The organism is Engelhardtia mirabilis, from assembly GCF_007748095.1.
Taxonomy (GTDB): domain Bacteria; phylum Planctomycetota; class UBA1135; order UBA1135.
In genome coordinates this window covers 5,641,797-5,664,134 of the sequence record NZ_CP036287.1, presented here as the reverse complement: position 1 = coordinate 5,664,134, position 22,338 = coordinate 5,641,797, and the positions used below count along the sequence as shown (strand labels likewise).

General features: G+C 68.3%; 14 protein-coding genes. 10 read left to right on the top strand and 4 right to left on the bottom strand.

Annotation, left to right across the window (positions count from 1 at the left end; all coding sequences use genetic code 11):
- The first annotated feature begins 4 nt into the window (after positions 1 to 4).
- A complete protein-coding gene (locus Pla133_RS20825) occupies positions 5 to 1,846 on the top strand; it encodes a sodium:solute symporter family protein (protein ID WP_145068849.1) in 1,842 nt (613 codons plus the stop codon).
- 98 nt (positions 1,847 to 1,944) lie between these two features.
- Here Pla133_RS20825 and Pla133_RS20820 read toward each other — a convergent pair whose 3' ends face one another.
- Complete coding sequence (locus tag Pla133_RS20820) at positions 1,945 to 3,561, bottom strand: hypothetical protein (RefSeq protein WP_145068847.1); 1,617 nt, start codon at positions 3,559 to 3,561, stop codon at positions 1,945 to 1,947.
- Positions 3,562 to 4,104: 543 nt separating this feature from the next.
- Here Pla133_RS20820 and Pla133_RS20815 point away from each other — a divergent pair.
- Positions 4,105 to 5,982, top strand: a complete 1,878-nt coding sequence (locus tag Pla133_RS20815) for a glycosyltransferase family 39 protein (protein ID WP_419191793.1) — start codon at positions 4,105 to 4,107, stop codon at positions 5,980 to 5,982.
- A gap of 2 nt (positions 5,983 to 5,984) precedes the next feature.
- Complete coding sequence (locus Pla133_RS20810; protein WP_419191792.1) at positions 5,985 to 6,248, top strand: hypothetical protein; 264 nt, start codon at positions 5,985 to 5,987, stop codon at positions 6,246 to 6,248.
- Positions 6,249 to 6,319: 71 nt separating this feature from the next.
- Here the strand turns inward: Pla133_RS20810 and Pla133_RS20805 are convergent, their stop codons facing one another.
- From Pla133_RS20805 to Pla133_RS20795, 3 genes are all read right to left on the bottom strand, one after another.
- Entirely contained in the window at positions 6,320 to 6,745 is a 426-nt protein-coding gene (locus Pla133_RS20805; protein WP_145068840.1) for a hypothetical protein, read from the bottom strand.
- A gap of 153 nt (positions 6,746 to 6,898) precedes the next feature.
- On the bottom strand, positions 6,899 to 8,386 hold the full coding sequence (locus Pla133_RS20800; protein ID WP_145068838.1) for an FG-GAP repeat domain-containing protein: 1,488 nt from the start codon (positions 8,384 to 8,386) through the stop codon (positions 6,899 to 6,901).
- Between the two features lie 262 nt (positions 8,387 to 8,648).
- Positions 8,649 to 10,094, bottom strand: coding sequence for a helix-turn-helix domain-containing protein (locus tag Pla133_RS20795; RefSeq protein WP_145068836.1), 1,446 nt, complete (start codon positions 10,092 to 10,094; stop codon positions 8,649 to 8,651).
- A 218-nt stretch (positions 10,095 to 10,312) separates the two neighbouring features.
- On the opposite strand from Pla133_RS20795, the gene aceB reads away from it, so the two are divergent.
- From aceB to Pla133_RS20760, 7 genes are all read left to right on the top strand, one after another.
- The gene (gene aceB, locus Pla133_RS20790; protein WP_145068834.1) at positions 10,313 to 11,959 is read left to right on the top strand and encodes a malate synthase A; all 1,647 of its coding nucleotides are present in this window, start codon (positions 10,313 to 10,315) and stop codon (positions 11,957 to 11,959) included.
- Positions 11,960 to 12,030: 71 nt separating this feature from the next.
- The gene (gene aceA / locus Pla133_RS20785) at positions 12,031 to 13,332 is read left to right on the top strand and encodes an isocitrate lyase (protein WP_145068832.1); all 1,302 of its coding nucleotides are present in this window, start codon (positions 12,031 to 12,033) and stop codon (positions 13,330 to 13,332) included.
- 1,062 nt (positions 13,333 to 14,394) lie between these two features.
- Positions 14,395 to 15,774 (top strand): hypothetical protein, encoded by a 1,380-nt coding sequence (locus Pla133_RS20780; protein WP_145068830.1) that lies wholly within the window; start codon positions 14,395 to 14,397, stop codon positions 15,772 to 15,774.
- Positions 15,744 to 17,834, top strand: a complete 2,091-nt coding sequence (locus Pla133_RS20775; protein ID WP_145068828.1) for a hypothetical protein — start codon at positions 15,744 to 15,746, stop codon at positions 17,832 to 17,834. Before Pla133_RS20780 ends, Pla133_RS20775 begins: the two co-directional genes overlap by 31 nt.
- A 715-nt stretch (positions 17,835 to 18,549) precedes the next feature.
- Complete coding sequence (locus Pla133_RS20770; protein WP_145068826.1) at positions 18,550 to 20,133, top strand: SGNH/GDSL hydrolase family protein; 1,584 nt, start codon at positions 18,550 to 18,552, stop codon at positions 20,131 to 20,133.
- 36 nt (positions 20,134 to 20,169) lie between these two features.
- Complete coding sequence (locus Pla133_RS20765; protein WP_145068824.1) at positions 20,170 to 21,768, top strand: SGNH/GDSL hydrolase family protein; 1,599 nt, start codon at positions 20,170 to 20,172, stop codon at positions 21,766 to 21,768.
- Positions 21,769 to 21,906: 138 nt separating this feature from the next.
- On the top strand, positions 21,907 to 22,296 hold the full coding sequence (locus Pla133_RS20760; protein WP_419191791.1) for a response regulator: 390 nt from the start codon (positions 21,907 to 21,909) through the stop codon (positions 22,294 to 22,296).
- The last annotated feature ends 42 nt before the right edge of the window (positions 22,297 to 22,338 follow it).

Sequence of the window (22,338 nt, the reverse complement as noted above, 5' to 3'; positions counted from 1 at the left end):
CGCCATGGACGTCAAGAGCTGGACCTTCCTGATCGTCGGGCTGACCTTCGCCCTCTACATCGCCATCGCGATCTGGGCCCGGGCCGGCAGCACGCGCGAGTTCTACGTGGCCGGCGGTGGGGTGCATCCGGTCGCCAACGGCATGGCCACCGCCGCCGACTGGATGAGCGCCGCCTCGTTCATCTCCATGGCGGGGCTGATCTCGTTCATGGGCTACGACGGCAGCGTCTACCTGATGGGTTGGACCGGGGGCTATGTGCTCTTGGCCCTCCTGCTGGCGCCCTACCTACGCAAGTTCGGCCGCTTCACGGTCCCTGACTTCGTGGGCGACCGCTACTACTCGCGCACCGCGCGGCTGGTGGCGGTGGTCTGCGCGATCTTCGTGTCGTTCACCTACGTCGCGGGGCAGATGCGCGGCGTGGGCGTGGTCTTCGGGCGCTTCCTCGAGGTGCCGGTCGAGACCGGCGTCGTGATCGGTATGGGCGTGGTGCTGTTCTACGCGGTGCTCGGGGGCATGAAGGGCATCACCTACACCCAGGTGGCGCAGTATTGCGTGCTGATCTTCGCCTTCATGGTGCCGGCGATCTTCATCTCGATCCTGATGACCGGGGTGGCGGTGCCGCAGCTCGGCTTCGGCTCGAACCTCGCCGGCGAGGTGGGCAGCCGCATCGCGGGGGGTGAGACGATTTCGCTCTTGGCCAAGCTCGACGGGCTGCACGCGGAGCTCGGCTTCGCGCCCTACACCTCGGGCTCCAAGGGTCTGGTCGACGTCTTCTGCATCACCCTGGCGCTGATGGTGGGCACGGCCGGCCTGCCCCACGTGATCATCCGTTTCTACACCGTGCCCCGCGTGCGCGACGCGCGCACCTCGGCCGGTTGGGCCCTGCTGTTCATCGCGGTGCTCTACACCGCTGCGCCGGCGGTGGGGGCCTTCGCGCGCACCAACCTGATCGACGTGGTCGAGGGGGCGCGCTACGCCGAGTCGTCCGAGACGGACGCGGCCAAGACCATCCCGGCCTGGTTCAAGAACTGGGAGAACTCGGGCCTCATCGCCTGGGTCGACAAGGACGGCGATGGGCGCGTGCGCTACCGCAGCGGCGCGCCCTTCGACGGCAAGCCCGCCTTCGAGTCGGGACCCACGGACGAGGCCGGCCGCGGGGTCTCCGGTGAGCGCCTTGTGACCAACGCGCCCTCCGCGGGCGAGAACGAGCTCTACATCGACCGGGACATCATGGTGCTGGCCAATCCCGAGATCGCAGGCCTGCCGAACTGGGTCATCGCGCTGGTGGCCGCCGGTGGGCTGGCTGCGGCCCTCTCCACGGCGGCGGGCCTCTTGCTGGTGATTTCCACCGCCGTCAGCCACGACCTACTCAAGCGCACGTTCTTCCCGCAGATCCGCGAGTCGCGCGAGTTGGCCGCCGCGCGCATCTCGGCCGGGGTCGCGGTGATCTTCGCGGGCCTACTCGGCATCTACCCGCCGGGCTTCGTGGCCCAGGTGGTGGCCTTCGCCTTCGGCCTGGCGGCCTCGTCGTTCTTCCCGGCGATCCTGCTCGGGATCTTCTCGCGCCGCATGAATCGCGAGGGCGCGATCAGCGGCATGGTGGCGGGGATCACCTTCACCGCCGGCTACATCGTCTGGTTCAAGTTCGTCGCGCCGGAGACCAACACCGCGGAGCACTGGTGGTTCGGCATCAGCCCCGAGGGCATCGGTGCCTTGGGCATGGCCCTGAACTTCGCCGTGGCGATCGCCGTGGCCAAGTTCACGCCGCCGCCGCCGCCCGAGATCCAAGCGCTGGTCAGCTCGGTCCGCGTCCCCAAGGGCGCGGGCGGGGCCCAGGCCCACTGACTCGGACCCCGGCGACGCATCCGCCGCCACCGGGGTCCGCTCCTGGACCTGGTCGATGCCCCGTTAGTTGGCGGGGTGCGCTCCAATTCGAGGGTCCGTCAGTCGCCGGAGCCTCCGAACTTGGATTGGTCGCACGAGGCACCCTTGACGACCACGTTGGGGCCGCAGGCGACGACAGCCCTGTCGAAGGCGGAGCAGGGGTCGACGTGCGGATAGGGGAGGAGCTCCCACTGGCTCACCTGAAACTTGAAGATGCCCCGGCACCAGGAGGCGATCGCATTGAGCTGGACACACTCGGCGCATTCACCTTCAGGCGGGTTCGGTATGCCTTCGGTGATCAACGTCGATGAGGACTGCTCCCAGTCGATGCCGAAGTCGACGCCGACACCACCCGGGGAGCTGTTGAACGTCCCCGAGATCGAGAAGCCCTTGACGATCTCGCCTTTCACCGAGCTGTCCACGGCGCCGGCCTTGGGGCACACGATCGGGCCGAAGGGCTTCGTGCGTCCCTTGCAGCTGACATTCAGGAGCTCGCCTGGCGGGCAGTCGCCCGTCAGCGGCGTCTCGGGATCACAGGTCAAGGTGTTGTTGTGCACGAAGGACTCGCCGTTGTAGGGCGTGCACGCGCCGCAATCGAATCCGGCGTCGGCACTGGTCGCCTGGCCGCCACCGTGGCCGAACTGACCCGGATCGGTGAGCGGCGACAGGGTCGGCGGAGCGGAGACGCCGCGGTGCACGATGGGCGGACCGAAGGACCCGCTTCTCAGGCAGAGGATCAGCTTCCCGGCCGACTTCGTGCCCCGGACCCGCACGAGCACCCCGGGAGGCAGCGTCGACACGGCTTCGATCTCGGCCTTGACCGGCGTGGCGGGCAGGGGCCCCGCGGTGCGGAACTCGTAGAGGTCGACCACGGTGTCCCGGGGGCAGTCGCGATCCATGTAGTTGAAGGCGACGAAGAGCTCCCCGTCGGGGATGTTGACGCTCGGGCTGTCGAGGTAGAAGCCCGCGTCGTAGTGGAAGGGCGCGTCGCCGTAGCCCTGGTAGTTCAGCACGCCGTGGATGTCGTGCATGGTCGCCAGGGAACCCGAGTGGCCTCGGAAAGAAAGCCCCTCGCTCGCCGGCGCCCCGGCCGGCTGCGGAGGCGGCGGGAGCACGACGACCTCCTGCCAGTCGATCTCCTCGTCGCCGGGGCCGAAGCGCCCCGGTGCATCGCCCAGGGGCGCGAAGTGGTGGGTGTGAGCCGTGGGTTGGGTGACGGTCAGCAGCTCGAATACGTCGTTCTCGGCGACGCTGGAGTCCGCGGTCAGCCACGGGCGAGTGACGCCCACGGCCTGCCCGCCACCGGAGCTGCCGCTGGAACCGCCGCCAGAGGCGCCGCCGGAACCGCCGCCGCCGGACGCCGTCCCTGCGAGACTCGCTTCGCCCAGGGTGATCCACATGGTGCTCAGCGGTCCCACTTCGACGAAGGGCGTGAAGCCATCGCCGTCGGTGACGAGGTTGTAAGCCTTGGCCACGCCCGCGGCATAGCCTTGGACCTGGACCGGGATCCCCGGCCTGGGGGCCGTCGTGTTGCTGATCACGTCGAGCGCGATCTGGTGCCCTTGGACGGTGGGGGTCGTCGCCGCGCCGGCGATCGAGCCCGCGCCGAGCGAGCTGGCGATGATTGAAACCGTGGCGATCGGAGCAAGGCCGATCGGGAAAAGGCGATAGTGCATCGTTGGGGCCTCGTGTTGGATTGATGTAGGTGAACGAACCTTCGCGGCCCGGCCCTCTAGCGCGCATCGGCCGCAAGGAGCAGCGGCCGATGCGCCCAACTCACCGGCGGACGACGCGCGGTAGATAGAGCCCGCAAGTAGATCGAGCCCGCAAGTAGATCGAGCCCGCAAGTGGATCGAGCCCCGCAGGTGGAGCTGCAAGTCCCCGTTGAGGTCAACGCTTTGAATCGTCTCCGTCGCCCTCTCGCGCGGTCGAAAATCGTCGCTTCGTCCGTCGGCAGGAACGGCCACCGCGCGCGAAGCGTGCTGCCGAGTTGAAGAAAAAGTGATCGACGGTCCGACCGTGGTCGACCTCCACCCGTCGGCGGAACCTTACGCACTTCTTTCGCCGCCGAAGCCGTCATCCGGGAACGCGAGGGGTACTCGCCCGGGTTTGTCGCGGCCCTCGGTCGCCGCTCGGGGATGATCTTGGCCGGTCGATGGTGCTCGCCCTGCATCCGACGCATCCGGGCATTGCGTGCTTCTCGACCCGCGCACCGTCCCATGTCAAGGACCACCCTCTACTGGCTCGCCGTCCTCGCCCTGCTCGGGGTGTACGGCGGCTCGCTGCTGGCCCTGGCGTACCAGCTCCCGCCGACGGCCGACGAGCGGCTGTACTTCTCCTGCGGCTACCACCTGGTGACGTACCTCGATTGGTCCGTCTACCACCTGAGGTACCAGGGACCCCTGGGGCTCTACCTGAACCAACTCTTCGCCGGAGATCTGGATCCTGCCGTCTACACGTCGCAGGAGCTGATGCCGGCCCTCGCGCTCGGACGGTTGGGGATCGCGTTCGTGGCGTTGCTCACGGCTGCTCTGACCTTTGCCGCCGCCTTCGCGGTCATCGGTCGAGGTGGGGCGCTGTTGGCCCTGGCCCTGTTCGTGCTGAACCCGATGTTGCTGGGGCACGGAGCCCTGGTGACGACGGACATGCCCCACGCCTTGGCGACGCTGCTCGCGACGGCGGCGCTCCTTTGGTGCGTCCAGCGCCCGTCCGCACAGCGTGCGCTCGTGGTCGGGTTCGCCTGCGGACTGGCGGTCGGCACGAAGTACCTCGCCGCGGTCTTCGTGCCGTTGATCGCGATCGTCGCCATCACCGCTGTGGTCGCGCGCGGCGACGGGCAGCGCGAGGCGTCGGCCGGTCGACGCCTGAAGGTCGGCTCAGCGGCCCTCGGCGCGATGGTCGTCGGCGGCCTCTTCGCCCTGCACGCCGCCTACCTGTTCACGCAGCCCTTCGCGCCGGCGGCGGGGGACGCCTACCGCAGCGCCGCATTCGCGGCTCTCGACGCGCCCCTCTTGCGCCAGCTCCCCCGAGTGCTGCCCCTGGCTCTGGCCCAGGGACTCGACTTCATGCTCTCGACCGATGGCGTGGCGGGTCCCCGCGCCGGCTACATGCTCGGCGCCTATCACGAGTCCACGCCGCTCTACTACCCCCTGGCCCTGGCGGTGAAGACCCCGGTCGTCGTTCTGGGGGCGTTCGCGCTCGGTGCGGTCGCGCTGCTGCTTCCGAGCCGCCGGATCACGTCGCGCCAGCGCGTGGCGCTCGGCTTGCTCTTGGCACTGATCGTGCTTCCCATCGCGGCGTTGACCTTCGGCACCTCCTACAAGCTGGGAGTGCGCTACCTGCTCCAGTTGATGCCGCTGATGGCGATCGTGGGCGGGTTCGCGGTGGTCACGCTGGCGGCGGCGCCGAGCGCGGTCCGGCGCGCGCTCGCGGCCGGGCTGGTCCTTGCGGTCGTTCCCGTCGGGCTCGAGTTGCGGGGCATCTGGCCCAACGCCATCGCCTACTACAACGCTCCCGCGGGCGGGTCCGACGCCGGGCTCGAGTACTTCGCCGACTCGAACACCGAATGGGGCCAGATGAAGGACCTGGGCCTGGTCCGACTCGAGGACGAGTTCGGCGCGCTGCAGGTGGTCACGCGGGCGGGCGGGCCGCGCTTCGGGCGCCTGGCGATCTACTTCGACCAACTGGCTCCCCAGAGTCGGCAGGCGGCCGGGCCGAGTGACCACTGGCTGCTCGGCTTCGAGCCGATCGGACGGACGCAGGGTGCTTGGCGTGCCTACGACGTGCGGCCGGACGACTACGAGCGCCTGGCGGCGACCGACCCGAGTGGCGGGCGCCGGCGCGAGCTCGTGATCGCCTACCTGGCCGAGGGCCGCCTCGAGGAAGCCGCGCGGCACCAGAGTCTGCTATCGCCCTCGGACTCGCTGTCGGTCCTCGCTTCCACCATCACGCGGTGGGTCAGAGGTCAGAGGTCAGAGGTCAGAGGTCGGGCACGGAGGTCCTCGACCTCGCCCAGCGTTGGTTCTCGTTCGGCCGCTTCGACAAGGTGTCCGACCTGTTCGCCAGCGAGGGGGCGCCTGCGACCGACGTCGGTTTGACCTTGCAGGCCGAGAGCCTCGCGCTGCAGGGCAAGCTCCACGAGGCGCTCGATCTGCTGCTGGAGTGGGCCACGCCGGAGGACTTCCCGATCAGCTTCCTCTACGGCTGCGCCCTGCGGATCCGGCTCTGGCGCGAGGACGAGGCGCTAGCGGCGCTGGAGTCCTCGATCGATGCTCTGCCAACGGAACTGCGAGCCAAGGCCGATGAGTTGCGCGATCGAGCCCGGTTCAAGGCGGCGAGTCGGCCGCCCTGGACCGAGGTATGAAGCATCGAGGCGGGGCCGGATCCAAAGCGCCCCGCCCGGCCGACTCCTCGAGCCCCGACCGCCTCGCCGAATCACTCGTCGTCGCCGTCGTCGTCCCGAGCCACGGGATTCTCCGCGGGCTCCGACTCCGGGACCTCATTCGCGGGCACGTAGTCCGCGGCCACGGTCGTCACCACCGGCGTCAAGATCCAGGTCAGGGGCGGGAAGCCGTACCAGTAGTTCTCGCTCGCGGACTGGATGATCCGCACGCGATCGCCGCCCTCCGCCGCGATCTCGCCGGTGATCTCGTCCACCATTCCGCCCGTGTCGGTGGATCCGAAGATGGTGAAGACCACGAAGAGGTTGAGGCCGACATTGGTCGAGCTCCGCAGGTGCGTAGGCTCGCCATCCGGACCGACCAGGCCGTTCCATTCGCGGGCGGTGGAGTGGAAAGCGCAGCCCTGTAGGGTCGGGCAGGCGGCGAAGAGGGCGAGGACGACGGCAGAGGGACGGAACATGGGGAGCAGTCTAGTCCCCGGCCGAGCGTGCCTCTGGGCGAGTTTCAACCGCTGGCGGCCGCGGACCTCGACAGGCCGCGCGAAAGCTATTGCTCTCGCGCGGCGAGTCGAACGCCCATCGGTCGGCGACGTGTTCGCCACCGACTCGAGACGTCAAGGCACGCGCGCGACCAGTCCGTTCGAAGCCGCGAACAGCTCCACGGCGCCCGGATCGAAGAACCACACCTGGGTGTAGAGCTCACTGCCCGAGGGCAGGGAGGCGGGCCAGGGCCACTGGAAGTCGAGGCCCCCGGACGCGTCCAGCGCGATGCCGGCGACGAGCTGGTCGGGATTCGGGACCAACAGACCGCCGAGCAGCGGCAGGTTCGCGGCGCTCTGGCCCACGACCAACAGGGCCGGCGCAAAGGCGGTCCCCGACGTGAGGGTGGCGCTGACCGGGCTTCCGGCGGAGAGGTCGCCGGCGCCGCTCCATGCGGCCACGCCATTGGCGCCGGAGAGAGCCGCGCCTGTCCAGGCCCACTGCGCCGCGGAGGTCTGGTTGACGAGGATCGGCGCGGGCGGCGTCTCGGCGAGGTTGCGGCAGGGTGCCATGACGTCGAGCGCGCCGTCCGCGTCGAGGTCGACGACGGCGAGGCAGGTGGGCTGCGGGCCTGCCGCGATGTTCGTCTTCCCTCCGAGCGCGCCGCCGCCGAGGCCCAGCCAGACCGAGACGGCGTCGTTGTCCTGGGCCACCGCGATCACGTCGCCGATGCCGTCGCCGTTCACATCCGCGATCCGCACGTCGTTCGGGAAGCCGCCCAGGTCGTAGCTGACCGAGCTGAAGAAGCCGCCGCCGGGCTTCGACAGCACCACGCGCATCAGGTCGGTGTAGAGCTCGACCGTGGCGATGTCGTCGCGGCCGTCGCCGTTCAGGTCGCCCATGGCCACGCCCTGGGTCAGCGCCGAGGAGGCCACGGATCCGTCGGACACGAAGCTGCCGTTGCCGAGCCCGTGCCACAGCCTGGTGCCCGAGTACTGGGTCATCACCAGGTCCCGATGCCCGTCGCCGTTGTAGTCGCCGACGGCGACGTCGGTGCAGTTCGTGCCGCCCAGTGACAGCGCGGCGCCGAAGGTCCCGTCGCCGTTCCCGAGGAAGACGCGCAGGCCGCCCGACACGTTGCTGGCCACGGCCAGGTCCACGTGGCCGTCCTCGTCGAAGTCCGCGGGCTCGACGGAGATCGGGAAGCTGCCGGCGAGGACAGTGTTCAGGAGCGTGAACGAGCCGTTGCCGCTCGAGCGGAAGATCCGCACCTGGTTCGAGCTGCTCGAGCCGAGCGTGGCGGCCAGGTCGTCGAAGCCGTCCTCGTCGAAGTCCGCGGCTGCGATGCCCCAGGTCTGGCCGCCGGAGACGAACTCGATAGCATCGAGCTGCGGGTACACGGAGCCGAGCAGCACGGCGATCCTGCCGATCTCCTCCTGACCGGCGAGGGAGACGGCGACGTCGACCTTCCCGTCGCCGTCGAAGTCGCCCAGGGCCGTGGCCTTCGGCAGTGAAGCCGGCAGCTCGAGGTCGACGTGGGGCGCGAACGCGAGGTTCGTGGACTGGGCCGTGGAGAAGCCTGCCAGGAGGGCGATCGGGAGCGGCAGCAGGAGGGAGCGCATGGGCAGTCGGTGGAGCGGCGCCGATGGGGACGGGGAGTCGGCGAGGCTAGTTCCGGCCGCGGAGGGCGAGATGACAAGGGTGTCATCTCCGCGGGCGAGGCAAGGCGACCAGGCCGCTGCGGCCCCCGAAAGCCGCATATGCCGGTGAATCGGACCGTGCCGCTCGACGGAGGTCAATCCGACCGCTTGAAACGCCCCGGCCATCGGCCCGGCATGGAGGTGAGGGGCCCGGGCGCTCTCAGGTCTCCCCGCAAGCCCGCGCTCAGTCGCTCTCCCCGTCCTCGGGCTCGTAGTAGAAGGACAGGCCCCGCACGTTCTCGTCCACCTTGTAGCGGTGGTGCACCGGCGGGAAGGCCCGTTGGCGGCAGTCGAGGCGCTCGCAGAGTCGGCAGGAGATCCCCACCGGCACCGCAGTCTCCGCGTTGTCGAGTTCGACGCCGTCGGAGTAGACCATCTCGCGGGCGTACTGGATGTCCACGCCCAGGCCGATCGCGAGACGGCTCTGGGGCACGTGGTAGCCGCCGCCGGCCTTGCGTACGGTTCTGGCGATGCAGAAGTACGTGCGCCCGTCGGTCATGCGCGAGACCTGGCGGCTGATCATGCCGGGGGTCATGAAGGCCGAGTGGACGTTCCAGCGCGGGCAGGCGCCGCCGTAGCGCGCGAAGCGGATGCCGGAGCCGGCGTAGCGCTTGGAGATGTTGCCGGCCACGTCCACGCGCAGGAAGTGGAACGGCGGGCCCTCGTCGCCCTTGCGGCGCAGGGTGGTCATGCGGTGGCAGACCTGCTCGAAGCCGGCGCCGAAGTTGTGCTCGAGCAGCTCCACGTCCCAGCGCACGTCGCGGCCCTCGCCGATGAACTTCTCGTAGGGCATCAACACGGCCCCGGCGAAGTAGTTCGCCAGGGCCACGCGCGCCAGGGCGCGGGCCTCGTCGGTGGTCAGGCAGTCGGCCTGGGCCAGCTCTACCAAGAGGTCCGCGTGCTCGAGCAGCGCGATCTGGTAGGCGAGCTGGAAGCGGCGGCTGTGTTCGGAGAGGGCCTGGGAGATTCGCAGCACACCCTTGCCGCGGTCCAGGCGTCGAGCGGCGCCGGGCAGCTCGGTGGGGCGGGTGACCTCGACGCGCAGGCCGTGGTTCGCGAGCAGGTAGGCCGAGAGCTGTGAGAAGAGCGTCGAGGTCTCCAGCTCGCCGCGGGTCCACAGGTCCTCGGCGGCGGTCTCGAGGGCCGGGAAGTGGTTGCGACTGACCTGGATGAACTCGGTCACATCCTCCGAGGGCAGGCGCAGGGCATCGGGGCCCCAGACCTCCTCGCCGTCGGACAGGCGCTCGGCCAAGACGGCGGTTCGCTCCGAGCTGGAGCGGTACTGGCGGTAGAGGGTCGTCAGCGCCCGAGCGATCTCGGGGAAGCGCCCGACCAGGGCATCGAGGTCCGCGCCGGCCGCGTCGGAGGCAGTGAACAGCCGGTCGCCCAGAACTTCGCGCAACTCCGCGACCAGGCGCAGGTCGTCGGAGTCGGCCAGCTGGGAGAGGTCGAGGGAATAGGTCTCCGACAGCTTGAGGAGGATCGGGACCGTCAGCGGCCGTTGACCCTTCTCTATGTGGTTGAGGTAGCTGGGGCTGATGGCCAGCTCCCGAGCCATTTGCGCTTGGGTCAGGCCGCGCTTCTTCCGCCAGCGGCGGATGCGGGGCCCCAGGTGCGGCAGATCGTTCACGCCGAAGGGTACCCCTTGTCCGATTGACAGCCTGGCAAGTGCAATCGTTGACAGCCTAAATCGCTCGACTTCATGTATTTACGCCGCATCGTCCCAAGGGTGGGGCAGTGTTGTCTAGCGTCGGTGAAGGCCTCGAACCAGGGGCCGCACCCCGCACTCCGCGCTCTTCGACGACACCCAGCGCCCCCACCGGCGCCTGCCCCGAGGCCCCCCCCTCGATGGAACGACCCACCACCGTCGGCCACGCCGACAAGCTCTCCCGCCCGTCCGCTCCCGCCGCGGCCGACTCCGGTGCCCTCGAGATCGTGGGGCCCTTGGCGGCCCGCGACCGCGAGCTTCTGACGCCCGAAGTGCTGGCGCTGATCGAGCGCCTCGAGCGCCGCTTCGGCCCGCGCATCGACGAGCTGCTCGAGGACCGCGCCGAGGTCCAGCGCCGCCTCGATGCCGGCGAGCGGCCCTACTTCCCTTCCGAGTCCGCCTGCATCCGCGAGGGCAACTGGCGCGTGGCGCCGATCCCCGCCGACTTGCAGGACCGCCGCGTGGAGATCACCGGCCCGGTCGAGCGGAAGATGGTGATCAACGCCCTGAACAGTGGTGCCAACTGCTTCATGGCGGACTTCGAGGACGCCACCACGCCGACCTGGCGCAACCTGCTCGACGGCCAGGCCAACCTGATCGACGCGGTGCGCGGCACGATCGAGTACGCGGACGAGGCGCGCGGCAAGACCTACCGCCTGAACGAGCGCACGGCGACGCTGATCGTGCGCCCGCGCGGCCTGCACCTGCGCGAGAAGCACGTGCTCTTGGACGGTCGCCCGATCCACGGCGCGCTCTTCGACGCGGCCCTGTACCTGGCGCACAACGCCCACGACCTGCTCGCCAAGGGCTCGGGTCCCTACCTGTACCTGGCCAAGCTCGAGCACTACCGCGAGGCGCGTCTGTGGAACGACGTGCTGCTCGCCATGCAGGACGCTCTGGGCCTGCCGCGCGGCACGGTCCGGGTCACGGTCCTGATTGAGACGATCACCGCCGCGTTCCAGATGGACTCGATCCTGTGGGAGCTGCGCGAGCACGTCACCGGCCTCAACTGCGGACGCTGGGACTACGTGTTCAGCTTCATCAAGCGCTTCCGCGCCCACGAGAGCTTCGTGCTGCCCGACCGCGACGCGGTGGGCATGGACCGCCACTTCCTGCGCAGCTACTCGCGCCTCCTGATCCGCACCTGCCACCGCCGCGGCGCCTTCGCCATGGGCGGCATGGCGGCCCAAGTGCCCCAGCGCAACGACCCGGCCGCGACGGCCGAGGCCATCGCCCGGGTGCGCGCCGACAAGCGCCGCGAGGTCAACGACGGTCACGACGGCACCTGGGTCGCGCACCCCGCCCTGGTGGCGGTGGCGCGCGAAGAGTTCGACGCGGTCATGACCGGCCCGAACCAACTCGGGGTGGAGGGCGGCGGCCCGGCCATCGGGCGCCACGACCTGCTCAGCGTTCCCACCGGCAAGGCCACCGAGCGCGGCCTGCGCGCGATCGTCGACGTGACTCTGCGCTACCTGGAGTCCTGGCTGCGCGGTCAAGGCTGCGTCGCCATCCACGGGCTGATGGAGGACGCGGCCACGGCCGAGATCGCCAGGGCCCAGATCTGGCAGTGGCTGCGCCACGGCCGGCGACTCGACGACGGTCGACTGGTCGACGCGGAGCTGGTCGAGGGCGTGCTGACCGAGCAGCTCACCGCCCTGCGCCTCGAGTTCGGCGACGAGCGCTTCGAGCGCGGTCGCTACCTGCTCGCGGCCCAGCTCCTGCGCGAGCTGGTCTTCGCCGACGAGTTCCCCGAGTTCCTGACCACCGCCGCCTACCAGTACGTCTGAGCCCTCCACCGGCTCGGCCGTCCACTCCACCTGCTACCCGGCCCCGCGCGGCCACAGACCTTCTTCCCACCATGCAGCGAGACAACGACCCCCACCTGACCTCCCTCTCCGGCGTGCCCGCCGGGCGCTTCGACGGCATCGCGCGCGACTACTCCCCCGAGGACGTCGAGCGCCTGCGCGGCAGCGTGCGCATCGAGCACACCCTGGCGCGCATGGGTTCCCTGCGCCTGTGGGAGCTGCTCCACGGCCGCGACTACGTGAACGCCCTCGGCGCCCTGACCGGCAACCAGGCCGTGCAACAGGTCAAGGCCGGGCTCGAGGCGATCTACCTCTCCGGCTGGCAGGTCGCGGCCGACGCCAACTTGGCCGGGCACATGTACCCCGACCAGAGCCTCTACCCGGCCAACTCGGTGCCCCAGGTGGTCAAGCGCATCAACAACTCCCTCCTGCGCGCCGACCAGATCGGCCACGCGGAGGGCGACGACGACACCTACTGGATGGCGCCCATCGTGGCCGACGCCGAGGCCGGCTTCGGCGGTCCGCTCAACGCCTTCGAGCTGATGAAGGCCATGATCGAGGCCGGCGCCGCCGGCGTGCACTTCGAGGACCAATTGGCCTCCGAGAAGAAGTGCGGGCACCTGGGCGGCAAGGTTCTGGTTCCGACCCAGACCTTCATTCGCACGCTCAACGCCGCGCGCCTCGCCGCCGACGTCGCCGACGTGCCGACGGTCCTGGTGGCGCGCACCGACGCCGACGCGGCGGCGCTCTTGACCGCCGACGTCGACGAGCGCGACCACGAATTCCTGACCGGCGAGCGCACCCCCGAGGGCTTCTTCTGCACCCACCCCGGTATCGACCAGGCCATCGCCCGCGGCAAGGCCTACGCGCCCTACGCGGACCTGGTGTGGTGCGAGACTTCGCACCCGGACCTGGCGCAAGCCAAGCGCTTCGCCGAGGCCATCCACGCCGAGCACCCGGGCAAGCTCCTGGCCTACAACTGCTCGCCCTCCTTCAACTGGCGCGGCAAGCTCGACGACGCGACCATCGCCAAGTTCCAAAGGGAGCTGGGCGCCATGGGCTACAAGTTCCAGTTCGTGACCCTGGCCGGCTTCCACGCCCTGAACCACTCGATGTTCCAGCTCGCGAGCGCCTACCGCGACCGCGGCATGAGCGCCTACGCCGACCTGCAGGACGCCGAGTTCGCAGCCGAGGCAGCCGGCTACACCGCGACCCGCCACCAGCGCGAGGTCGGCACCGGATACTTCGACCTCGTGTCGAAGGCGGTCGGCGGCGGCAAGTCGTCGACCACGGCAATGGAAGGGTCGACGGAGTCGGCGCAGTTCCGAGGCAGGAGCGACGCCCGCCCCGCCTGACCCGGTGGGATCCAGCCGCTTGCAGCGCTCGTCTACGGTGGGTAGGCGGGCGCTGCTTCTCGTTCGGGAGGTTCGCTCGGGCGGGGCGTGAGGACAGCCGGACCTCGCTTGCGGCCGCAATCCTGTCGACAGGCACGAGGGCCGTGAATCACCTCGAGCGCGTCTTGCGCGATGAGGAGGTCACCAAACGCGTTGCATCCCCTTGCCAGTTGTCTTCCTGCCGCCGCCGAGAGTCACCCTTCAGGAGCCATCTCCCATTCAATTCCACTCGACCGAGGTCTCCCCCTGAGGCTCCTTCAAGCTGCCGCAGTTCGTGTACCACGGACAAGTCGACGACTTGTCCACCGCAACTCAACCGAGATGGTCTCGCGCGGCAGGCGCCGAAAGGCGCCGAGGGATCGCTACTCAGGGCGGCAGCAGGGCCATGAGTTAGCGAGATGCCCTGGATCGCGGAGCCCGGATCTCGAGCCCTCGGGCACCGTCATCATCGTGAATCTCCGCCTTGATGGGGCCCTGGACGCCTGATGCCTGGTGGGGCCAAATTCTGGGCAGAGCCCACACGCTCGACCGATTCACGCTAGCATCTGTCGTTGGGAGATTGATTTGATGCGAAGAAGGAGAGGAAGGAGTAGGTCGGTTGCTGAGGACAGGCTTTCAATGGTCGGCGAATTGGATGGCACCCCGAAGGCGGCGGTTGTCCCCAGGGCCGATTCAGGGTGGTGCGCAGGCTCGTTAGTATCCAGCCAGTCCGTGCCGGAGCCCGGTCAAGACTGTTTTGAACCGACGCTTTCCTTGGCTTTCGTCGGTTGGTCGGATGCCCGGCATCGGAGGTGAAGCCCGAGCGTCGTATTCGCCTCATGCCGAAGACCTCTTACAGCTACCTGGCGAGGGTGAAGGTTAAAGTCGACAGCGAACAGCGACGCCTTGAAGCCGGGATGGGCGCGTGAGGGGCATCTGTCTGCGGTGGCACCAGGAGCGCGACTTGGTGATTCACCAATCGTTTTTATCCGAGCGTGGGCCCCTCTGGGGTTCGAGCATTACTAGGTGTAGACTGATAACATCATGGTTTTAGGAATCTTCATCGTGGCCTCCTTGTCTGCTCAGTCTCATTCGGCTGACGTGGATGTGGACTCGGCCCGGTTCGTGTCTCGAGACCTCGAGGTGACTCGAATCGCGGCAGGCGAGGTTGCGCCTGGTCACAAGGCGGGCCGCCTCATCTTCGACTTCGCCTTCGAGTCGAGCGAGCTCGACGCTGCTAGCGCGAGCTACTCGCTGCCTCAGTTCAACTACGCTTTTCGATTCACAAGCGTCGGCGGTGCCGCGGTGAGGCCGCCAGGGAGTGAGGGCGATTGGTGGCTTGAGTCGGAGGGCACGCCAGGGATCTCGCCGAAACGATTCTCGGTCACGACTGGGGGCGGTGATGCGACGGTGGAGCTCCCGATCCGGTATCCGATCGGCGATCGAGTCCGGCTTCCGAGCCTGCCATCCGGAATTGTCCGCTGTGAAGTGGCGGTGTCGTTGACTGGATCCGTAGCGATTTCGGAGGCAGGGACCTTAGTCGGTGTCGATCAGGTGCACTCACTCGATTTCTCGGTCGAGTATCCAGAGGCTTGGCTCGAGATACCTGACGGCGGAGTTCCTGTGGCCGGCGTTTCGACCGGCCTACTGATGGTTCGCGAGCCCAGCCCGACGAGCCGCAGCTTCACCATCAACCTCAGCCAATCAGGGATCGTCGATTTGTTGGATTCTGCCGGCGATCCGATGATCGGAGGTGTCGAGGTGGAACCGAACCTCATTGGCGCGAGCCTCGATCTGTACGGTCTGGCGCCTGGCGAGGTCATGGCGGAGGTTCGAAGCGGAGATGGGACTGCGCTGTCGATTGTGACGGTGGATGTGTCGACCGAGATGCTCGGGGCATCGGAGATCTCAAGCGCTGGTGAGCCGGCAGGTGTCGCTGGTCACTTGCCCGCGAGTGCGAGCAGCGGATCCGGATCAATCCACCTGCATGAGGGTTCCGTTGACGAGGGGTTGTATCGCAAGTGCAAGAAGGCCGTTATCGGTTCGAAAGGAACGTTCCACCGCGTCTGTGGGGAATGCGGGCTCAACCCTCAGATTCCGGATCACTGTGATCCGGCGGATGTTGTGTTTTTCACCCAGGCGGCCGCCTGCGTCTATGGACCGCTCAGCTATTGCAGCAAGGTGTCGAATCAGGTGCAGCCAGCGCCAACCTACGGTGTACACGAGGAATATGAAGAAACCACCAATGGCTGCTGGTGGGTCAAGGTCAATGGTAGCGGGGCGATCGCGGGGGTCGCGTCGATCGGGGCCGATGGCGCGGTTCAGCTCTCGAAGTACTGCTGTATCTTGAAGGAGAAGCCCGAGACCGAATGGCTCACGGTGTCGATCGAGCAGTGCAAGACGACGTCGGTTTCACTCTTCTGATGAAGTACTCTTGTCTCGCGTTCGTCATGGCTGTCGGGCTGCTCGTTAGCGGGGTCATGGGGCAGTCCAGGAACGTGGCGCCCGCCGAGTCGGTGGCCGAGCCAGAGGTGGGCCGGCCGGTCGAGAAGAGCGCCGATCTGACCGCTCTTGCTGGATGGTTCACGCGGCCGAACGCCGAGCTATCATTTGATTGGCGCTACTCGAGATTGGAAGTGTCAGCAGAGGCCGTCGATCGAGCGCGAGTGCACGTTCGCAAGATCGCCGATGCGGCAGGCCTCGCAGTTGCGGATGGCCAACTGTTCATTCCGTATCTTAGGGAAGAGCCCTCGTCGGAGCTCTTGCGCGAGACATTGTTCGTGGCATGGCCGTTCTGGCGTCGTGTGGTGCAGTTCAATCACAGTGAGGTTGGCAGCTGCACGTACATCGATGTGAGGGATGAGCTTGGCACTGACAGGACTCACTTCGTTGGCGGCGCTCTTGCATATGAGGGGCGCGGCGAGGCGGGCTCGCCTGCCGAAGCGGCGACAGGGGTGACCTTCGAGCTCTGGAGGCTTCGAGAGCTGTTCTCTTTGATCAACCAGGCCGCCGATTCGATTGGCTGGGAGGGTTCGTCGGCGGACGGGCTGCGTTTCCATGCGCCGTGGGCGGCGGTTGAGCCTCTCGCTGGAGAGCTCGAATCGCTTGCACTCTTCCCACCGGGTTTCGGCCGCTATACGGGCTTTCTCGCATGCCAGCTTTCAATTCCCGGCGGAGTGCTGAGAGCGGTGCGCCTGGATTGGTACGATCCGCTCGGGGTGGTGCTCGCAACTGACGAAGTCGGCCTTTCGGCGGCTGGAACTCCGGATATGATCCGGCAGACAGTCTGGTTGCCGGGTGGAGGCCCCGCAATCTACGTGAGTGAGCGTCAGGGCAACGCCCGATATGTTGGCGAGATTGCGGTAGGAGATCTGGCTTGGGAGCCGATCGATGGTGAATTGAACGGTTTCGTCGACGTGGGCTTATCCGGGCGTGGAGCACTCGCAGTGCGCGCGGGTGCGGAGGCCGAGGCTGACGTGCGACGCGAGCGGGCCGACTTCAAGCCCAGCCCGGCAGGAGGTCCCGAAGAGGCCGAGCCCAAGCCGGTTGCGGTCGTTCTCTCCGGAGGGTGGACGCAGCAAGTTCCACTGACCGCATCGCAGTTGGCGCAACCAGTTGTGAGGCTTCTTGTCGACCCGGACTTTGCACCAGATGCTCAGCTGGTGGGACTGAAGGCCACTTGTGAGTGTGGAAAGATTGAGCGGCTTTCAGCTGCCGACGACGGGCCGTGGTTGATCGAGGTTCACAGGGCGGATTCTGGATCGATCGACTCGTATGCGTCCTTCGACCTGATTCTGAACATCGCGGAAGACAAGCCCTTCCGGGTCAGGTTGGATCTGGGGCCGGAGGCTGGGGTCATGCCTGGCGCATTCGTCCCGATGTACATCGGCTCGTCTGTTGGCCCCGAGCCGGTTTGGGACGTCGCGATCCCGATCAGCACGGATATCGCGCTGGGCGCTGAAGTCGGCGCCGAACTCTACGTCGAGGGGGATCTCAGGGGGATCTTAGAGGTCCGCGAGGCCAACGCGGACGGCGGGCGCGAGTTGGCAGGTCGATTGTCCGTCGCGGACGCTGGCCTCTGGGGGGCGCTGGAGGGTTCGGTGAATCTCCCGCTCGATGGTGGGGGGGCGATTCCGGCCCTTCTCTACGCCGAGAGTCACCCCTTCGGGACTTCTCCAGGAGCCAGCTTTCGAGTGGCTCGCCCGGTCGATGGAAGGCTGGTGCGGTCGAGGTGGTCGATTGAGCTGGATGACTCGCTGTTTTCATCGAATCCTGGCGGTGCCATCGAGATGTCGAGCTGGCGAGGCATGCCAGCGGGACGAGTCGAGCTCGAGATCACGGAGCGGCGATTGGACGTGAGGGTCGATTGGTCGATCGCGCCAGGGGCCGACTGTGAAGCACTACAGGTCGTAGAGGTTGATGTTGCAGCTCAGACGCTCCGGTTTGTGATCATCGATCCCTACTGCCTACGCCTCCGCAGATGATCATGGGTTCAGAGGGGCTGGCGCGGCGCCTGCATCACCTGGGAGGGATCCATCGATTCGCAGCGCTCGTCCATGGTTGCTGCTGCTCTTGGTACATGGTGGCCGGGTGGAGGGGAGCCGTCGCCAAGGGCGCCGGTCGGTGGGCTGCCTGACCCTGACTGTGGCTCCGATTGCGACCTTGGCAATCGAGGGTTGCTGTGCCTAGAGCCATGCACCCTCTTGGCCGTATCAGCTTGTTCCTCCCTGATCCGCGCGGGCGCTCACATTCAGAACCTGGAGCTCACTCGGTACGCGTCCGGTGAGCCCATCCCCCGAGGGGGGCAATGGACCCAGAGTTCTGGGTCCATTGCAACCCCTCGGGGGATGGGCTCACCAGTCGCGTGCGCGGCTTGATTCGCCACCAGGTCGGTCCGGGGGGGTGCTCGGCGAGCCTTTGGGCCTGATCGCGGTGCCGGCCGCTCGGCGGCTCCAGGCTGATTGCTGAGCTCCGGAAGGGTCCATCCGTTCGGAGAGCGAACGCGACGCTGGTCGACCCGATCGACCTCGCCTCGATCGTCCTCGACGGCGGCAACGGGATTCCGGCATCCTTCGCGCTCGCGCCGCGGATCAGGGAGTGGGCGTACCCGAGTGTGCGGTCCTGGTCCGACGGCTACGCTTGCACCAACGCCCAGGGCAGCCCGGCTTGTCCGAACCTCGAAGCGATGCGACTGGAGCAATGGCCGAAAGTCCCCACACAACGCGCGACCCCCTTGCCCGACGCGCACTGGCGGTGCTGCTCGGCGCGCTCGTGGCGCTGGCCGTCGCTGCGGTCTTCGTCCCGCGCAGCCTGGTGCTGCGCGCGGTGGGCGTGACGCCCAACGAGGCCGTGGGGCTGATCCTCGCGGACCCCGTGCTGCAGCAGGCGGCGGTCAAGGTCATGCTCGACGCGCCCGAAACCCGCGAGGCGCTCGAGAACCGGGTCGCGGGCCAGGTCGACGCGATCTACGACCTGCACTTCGATCCGGAGGTGGGCCGCATCCACCTGGCGCGCCTGACCGACCGAGTGCACCTCGGCCAGCCCGTTCGCACCAACGGCCACGGCATGCGCGAGCGCGACTACGCGTGGAGCAAGCCGCCGGACACAACGCGGATCGTGCTGCTCGGCGACTCCTACGTGTACGGTTTCGGGATCGCCGCCGAGGATCGCTTCGGGGTCGAGCTCGAGCGCCGCTTGCGACCCTTCTGCCCGACGGCCAGGTTGGAGGTGCTGCACCTGGGCGTCGCGAGTTGGAACCTCCAGGCCGAGTGCGCCTACCTGCGCCGCCAGTTGGCCGAGCTGGACCCCGACCTGGTCGTGCAGCTGGCCTTCTTCAACGATCTCGCGGACTCGCCCGTGGTGCGCGGCTTCGGGACCCAAGCCCAGGTCAGTAGCCAGGCCTGGTTGCGCGGCGAGTCGGTGGTGCGCGAGACCGCCTTGGACGGGTACTACGACAGCTCCCTGAGGAACCTGATGGTCTTGGGGCTCGACTGGGAGAGCCGCCATCGCTACGCCCTCGCCGCCCGGGCCGTGGCGGAGCTGACCGAGGCCACGCGCATCCAAGAGGTGCCCTACCTGTTCATCTCCATGTGGGGTGTGGCGACACCCCTGGTCCGCGAGCTCTTGGTGCCCGACCTGCCGTCGGAGCAGTTGGCCTTCGTCTCGACCGGCTTCAGGGCCCAGCGCGAGCATTGGAACGCCCCCAACGATCGGCACTTCAATCCCCTGGCGTCGAAGCGCTTCGGTGCCGGCCTGTCGGCGCTGATCGCGGAGCGGGGTCTGCTCGAGGGCTGGCGGATCGAGCCCGACGCCGAGGCGATCGCGCAGCGAGAGCTGATCTTCGACGCCGGCGCGCGGGAGTCGACCGATCGCAGCGAGCTGGACGCGGAGGTGCAGGCGAGCGAGGTCGGCTCGATCTTCCGTTTCCCGCCCGACGACCGGCAGATGGGCGCCCAGGCCACCGCCGGCATGGTCGCCAGCGGACACCTCGCGCCCTACGGCTCCTTCTGCTTGGCGCAGGGCGGCGGGAGCCTGGTCGTGCGCGGCGAAGTCCTCGGACACCCGGCTCTGGCCGGCGCGCGCACGCGGGTCTTCGTCGACGAGGTCGAGGTCGGCTCGATCGCCCTGGACGACTCGGACGCGTTCCCCGCGCGCTTCGACGTCCCCGAGGCCCTGCGCGGGCGCCCGTACCTTTCGGCGCGCCTTGTCGCCGACGATTACTGCTACTTTTCGCCCCAAGGGCTCTCGATCACCTTCCGCCTCGAGTCGGTGTCCTTCGAGTAGCCGAGGCGTCGCGGGGGTCGAGCTATGATCGCCGCCATGACCGAGGTCGGACAGGCGTGGGGCGCGGGTGGTCGGCTGGGCGGGATCGTTCGCAGGCTCTCCGCGAGCGCCCTGGGCCTGGTCCTGGCCATCGCGGTCATGGGACCCCTCGTGCCGCGCAGGGCCCTCGTTCAGTGGATCGGAGTCACGCCGAGCGAGGTGCTCGCAGCCGTGGTCGCGGACCCGAGCCTGCGCACCGACGTCGTGCAGGCCTTCCTGGCCCAACCCGAGTTCCACGCCGTCGTCGGGAAGCAGCTCGCGCGCCAGGTCGACGCCGTCTACGAGGCGCACTTGGACCCGGAGGTCGGGCGCATCCTGCAGCCCGGCTTGGACCAGGCGCAGAGCCTCGGCGCGCTCGTCACGAGCAATGGCCTGGGGCTGCGCGAGCGGCCGTTCGAAATCCGCAAGCCAGCGGAGACCACGCGCATCGTGCTGCTCGGCGACTCCTACGTCTTCGGCTACGGAGCCCCTGCCGACGGTCGCATCGGTGTGCACCTGGAGCGGCTCCTGCGTCCCTTCTGTCCGACGCCGCGGCTCGAGGTGCTGCACTTCGGCGTCAGCAGTTGGAACATCCAGGCCGAGTGCGCCTACCTGCGACGTCAGGTGGCAGTGATGGATCCCGATCTGGTGATCCAACTCGTCGTCCAGAACGACTTCGTGGATTGCCTGGGTGTGGGGGGGACCGGCGCCATGTCTGCCTTCAGTCCCCAGGCGCGCCTGCGCGGCGAGACCGGTATCGGCAACAACGCCATGCGCGGGGCCTTTCCGCGGCCGGTCTGGAACCACATCAACCTGGGCCTCGACTGGGAGAGCCGCGAGCGCTACCGGCGCGCGGCCGAGGCGATCGGGGAGCTGGTCGTGGCCGTGGACGCGATCGGGGCGCGGTACCTGCTGGTGCAATCGATGGGGCCGATCGCCGCGCGCGCGCAGCAGTTGTTGGCGGCGGACATGGAGCGCGGGCGCTACGCCTCGATCTCGAACGCGTTCAACGACGCCGCCGAGAACTGGAACTCGGTCGACGACAGGCACTGGAACTCCCACGGCTGCGAGCGCGTGGCCCAGGGTCTCTTGGCCTTGATCGACGAGCGCGACCTGCTGCCCGGCTGGAGCGTGGAGCCGAGCGCCCGTGCCCTGCTCGAGCGCGACCAGATCTTTGCCGCCGGCGAACGGGAGGCCGAGGACATCGAGGCCTTCGAGCACTGGGTCGCGGGCAAGACCTTCGTCTCCGAATTCCACGTGCCGCCGGACAGCGTCGAGGTCGCAGCGGCCGCGACCGGCGGCATCGACCAGCACGGCAACGTGGCCCCCTACGCGTCGCTCTGCATGCGCCGGGCCGGCCAGACACTGGTCATCGACGGTCAGGTTCTGGGGCGTCCGGCCCTGATCGGGGCCCGCATGGAGGTCTTCGTCGACGAGCTCTCGGTCGGACGCTTGGCCCTGGACGATCCGGCGGCGCTGCCGGCTCGCTTCGACCTGCCTCGCGAACTCGACGGGCGCGCGATCGTCAGCGTGCGCCTGCGATCCGACGACCACGCCTACCTGAACGCCATGGGCGAGCCCGTCTGCCTGCGGTTGGAGTCGGTCCGATTCGAGTGACCGTCACAGCCCTGGGGGCGGTCCTCCGGCGCGCGGGTGACGGCGAATCGTCGGTCGGGTGGACAGTTGCCCACGCGAGAACCCATGCTGTGCTCCAGCGGGAAGGAGGCGCCGTCGGCGTCCTTGGAGGAGATTGCGATGAATGCCGAATCTGATGGCGGCCTGGGCCTGATCTTCGTCGTCGACGACGAACCCATGATCTGCGAACTCGCGGTCATGGCCCTGGGGCGCAAGGGCTACCAGGTGGAGGTCGCGAGTTCTGTCCCCGAGGCGCTCGAGCGCTTCAAGCTCCTCTCGTCCCGCCTGGCGGCGGTGATCGTCGACAAGAACCTGCCCGGCTCCAACGGGATCGATCTGATCGACACCTTTCGGCTGACGGTCCCCGACCTTCCGGCCCTCCTGATCAGCGGGGAGCTGATGACGGGCGACGGGAGCTTCACCGGGCCGACCGCGGTGGTGGGCAAGCCCTTCCGGCTCGAGGAGCTCAGCGCGACCCTGGCCGAGGTGATCGCCAGGCGCGGGCGCTGAGGGCGTGGGCGCGCGCGGGTGGGGGCGGGCCCGCCCGCGCCC

Bases quoted from the DNA above. Each gene is read 5' to 3' on its own strand.
- Pla133_RS20770 (WP_145068826.1), top strand. From the start codon at position 18,550: ATGGCCGAAAGTCCCCACACAACGCGCGACCCCCTTGCCCGACGCGCA.
- Pla133_RS20780 (WP_145068830.1), top strand. From the start codon at position 14,395: ATGGTTTTAGGAATCTTCATCGTGGCCTCCTTGTCTGCTCAGTCTCAT.
- Pla133_RS20805 (WP_145068840.1), bottom strand. From the start codon at position 6,745: ATGTTCCGTCCCTCTGCCGTCGTCCTCGCCCTCTTCGCCGCCTGCCCG.
- Pla133_RS20760 (WP_419191791.1), top strand. From the start codon at position 21,907: ATGAATGCCGAATCTGATGGCGGCCTGGGCCTGATCTTCGTCGTCGAC.
- aceB (WP_145068834.1), top strand. From the start codon at position 10,313: ATGGAACGACCCACCACCGTCGGCCACGCCGACAAGCTCTCCCGCCCG.
- Pla133_RS20825 (WP_145068849.1), top strand. From the start codon at position 5: ATGGACGTCAAGAGCTGGACCTTCCTGATCGTCGGGCTGACCTTCGCC.
- Pla133_RS20800 (WP_145068838.1), bottom strand. From the start codon at position 8,386: ATGCGCTCCCTCCTGCTGCCGCTCCCGATCGCCCTCCTGGCAGGCTTC.
- Pla133_RS20820 (WP_145068847.1), bottom strand. From the start codon at position 3,561: ATGCACTATCGCCTTTTCCCGATCGGCCTTGCTCCGATCGCCACGGTT.
- Pla133_RS20765 (WP_145068824.1), top strand. From the start codon at position 20,170: ATGACCGAGGTCGGACAGGCGTGGGGCGCGGGTGGTCGGCTGGGCGGG.
- Pla133_RS20815 (WP_419191793.1), top strand. From the start codon at position 4,105: ATGTCAAGGACCACCCTCTACTGGCTCGCCGTCCTCGCCCTGCTCGGG.
- aceA (WP_145068832.1), top strand. From the start codon at position 12,031: ATGCAGCGAGACAACGACCCCCACCTGACCTCCCTCTCCGGCGTGCCC.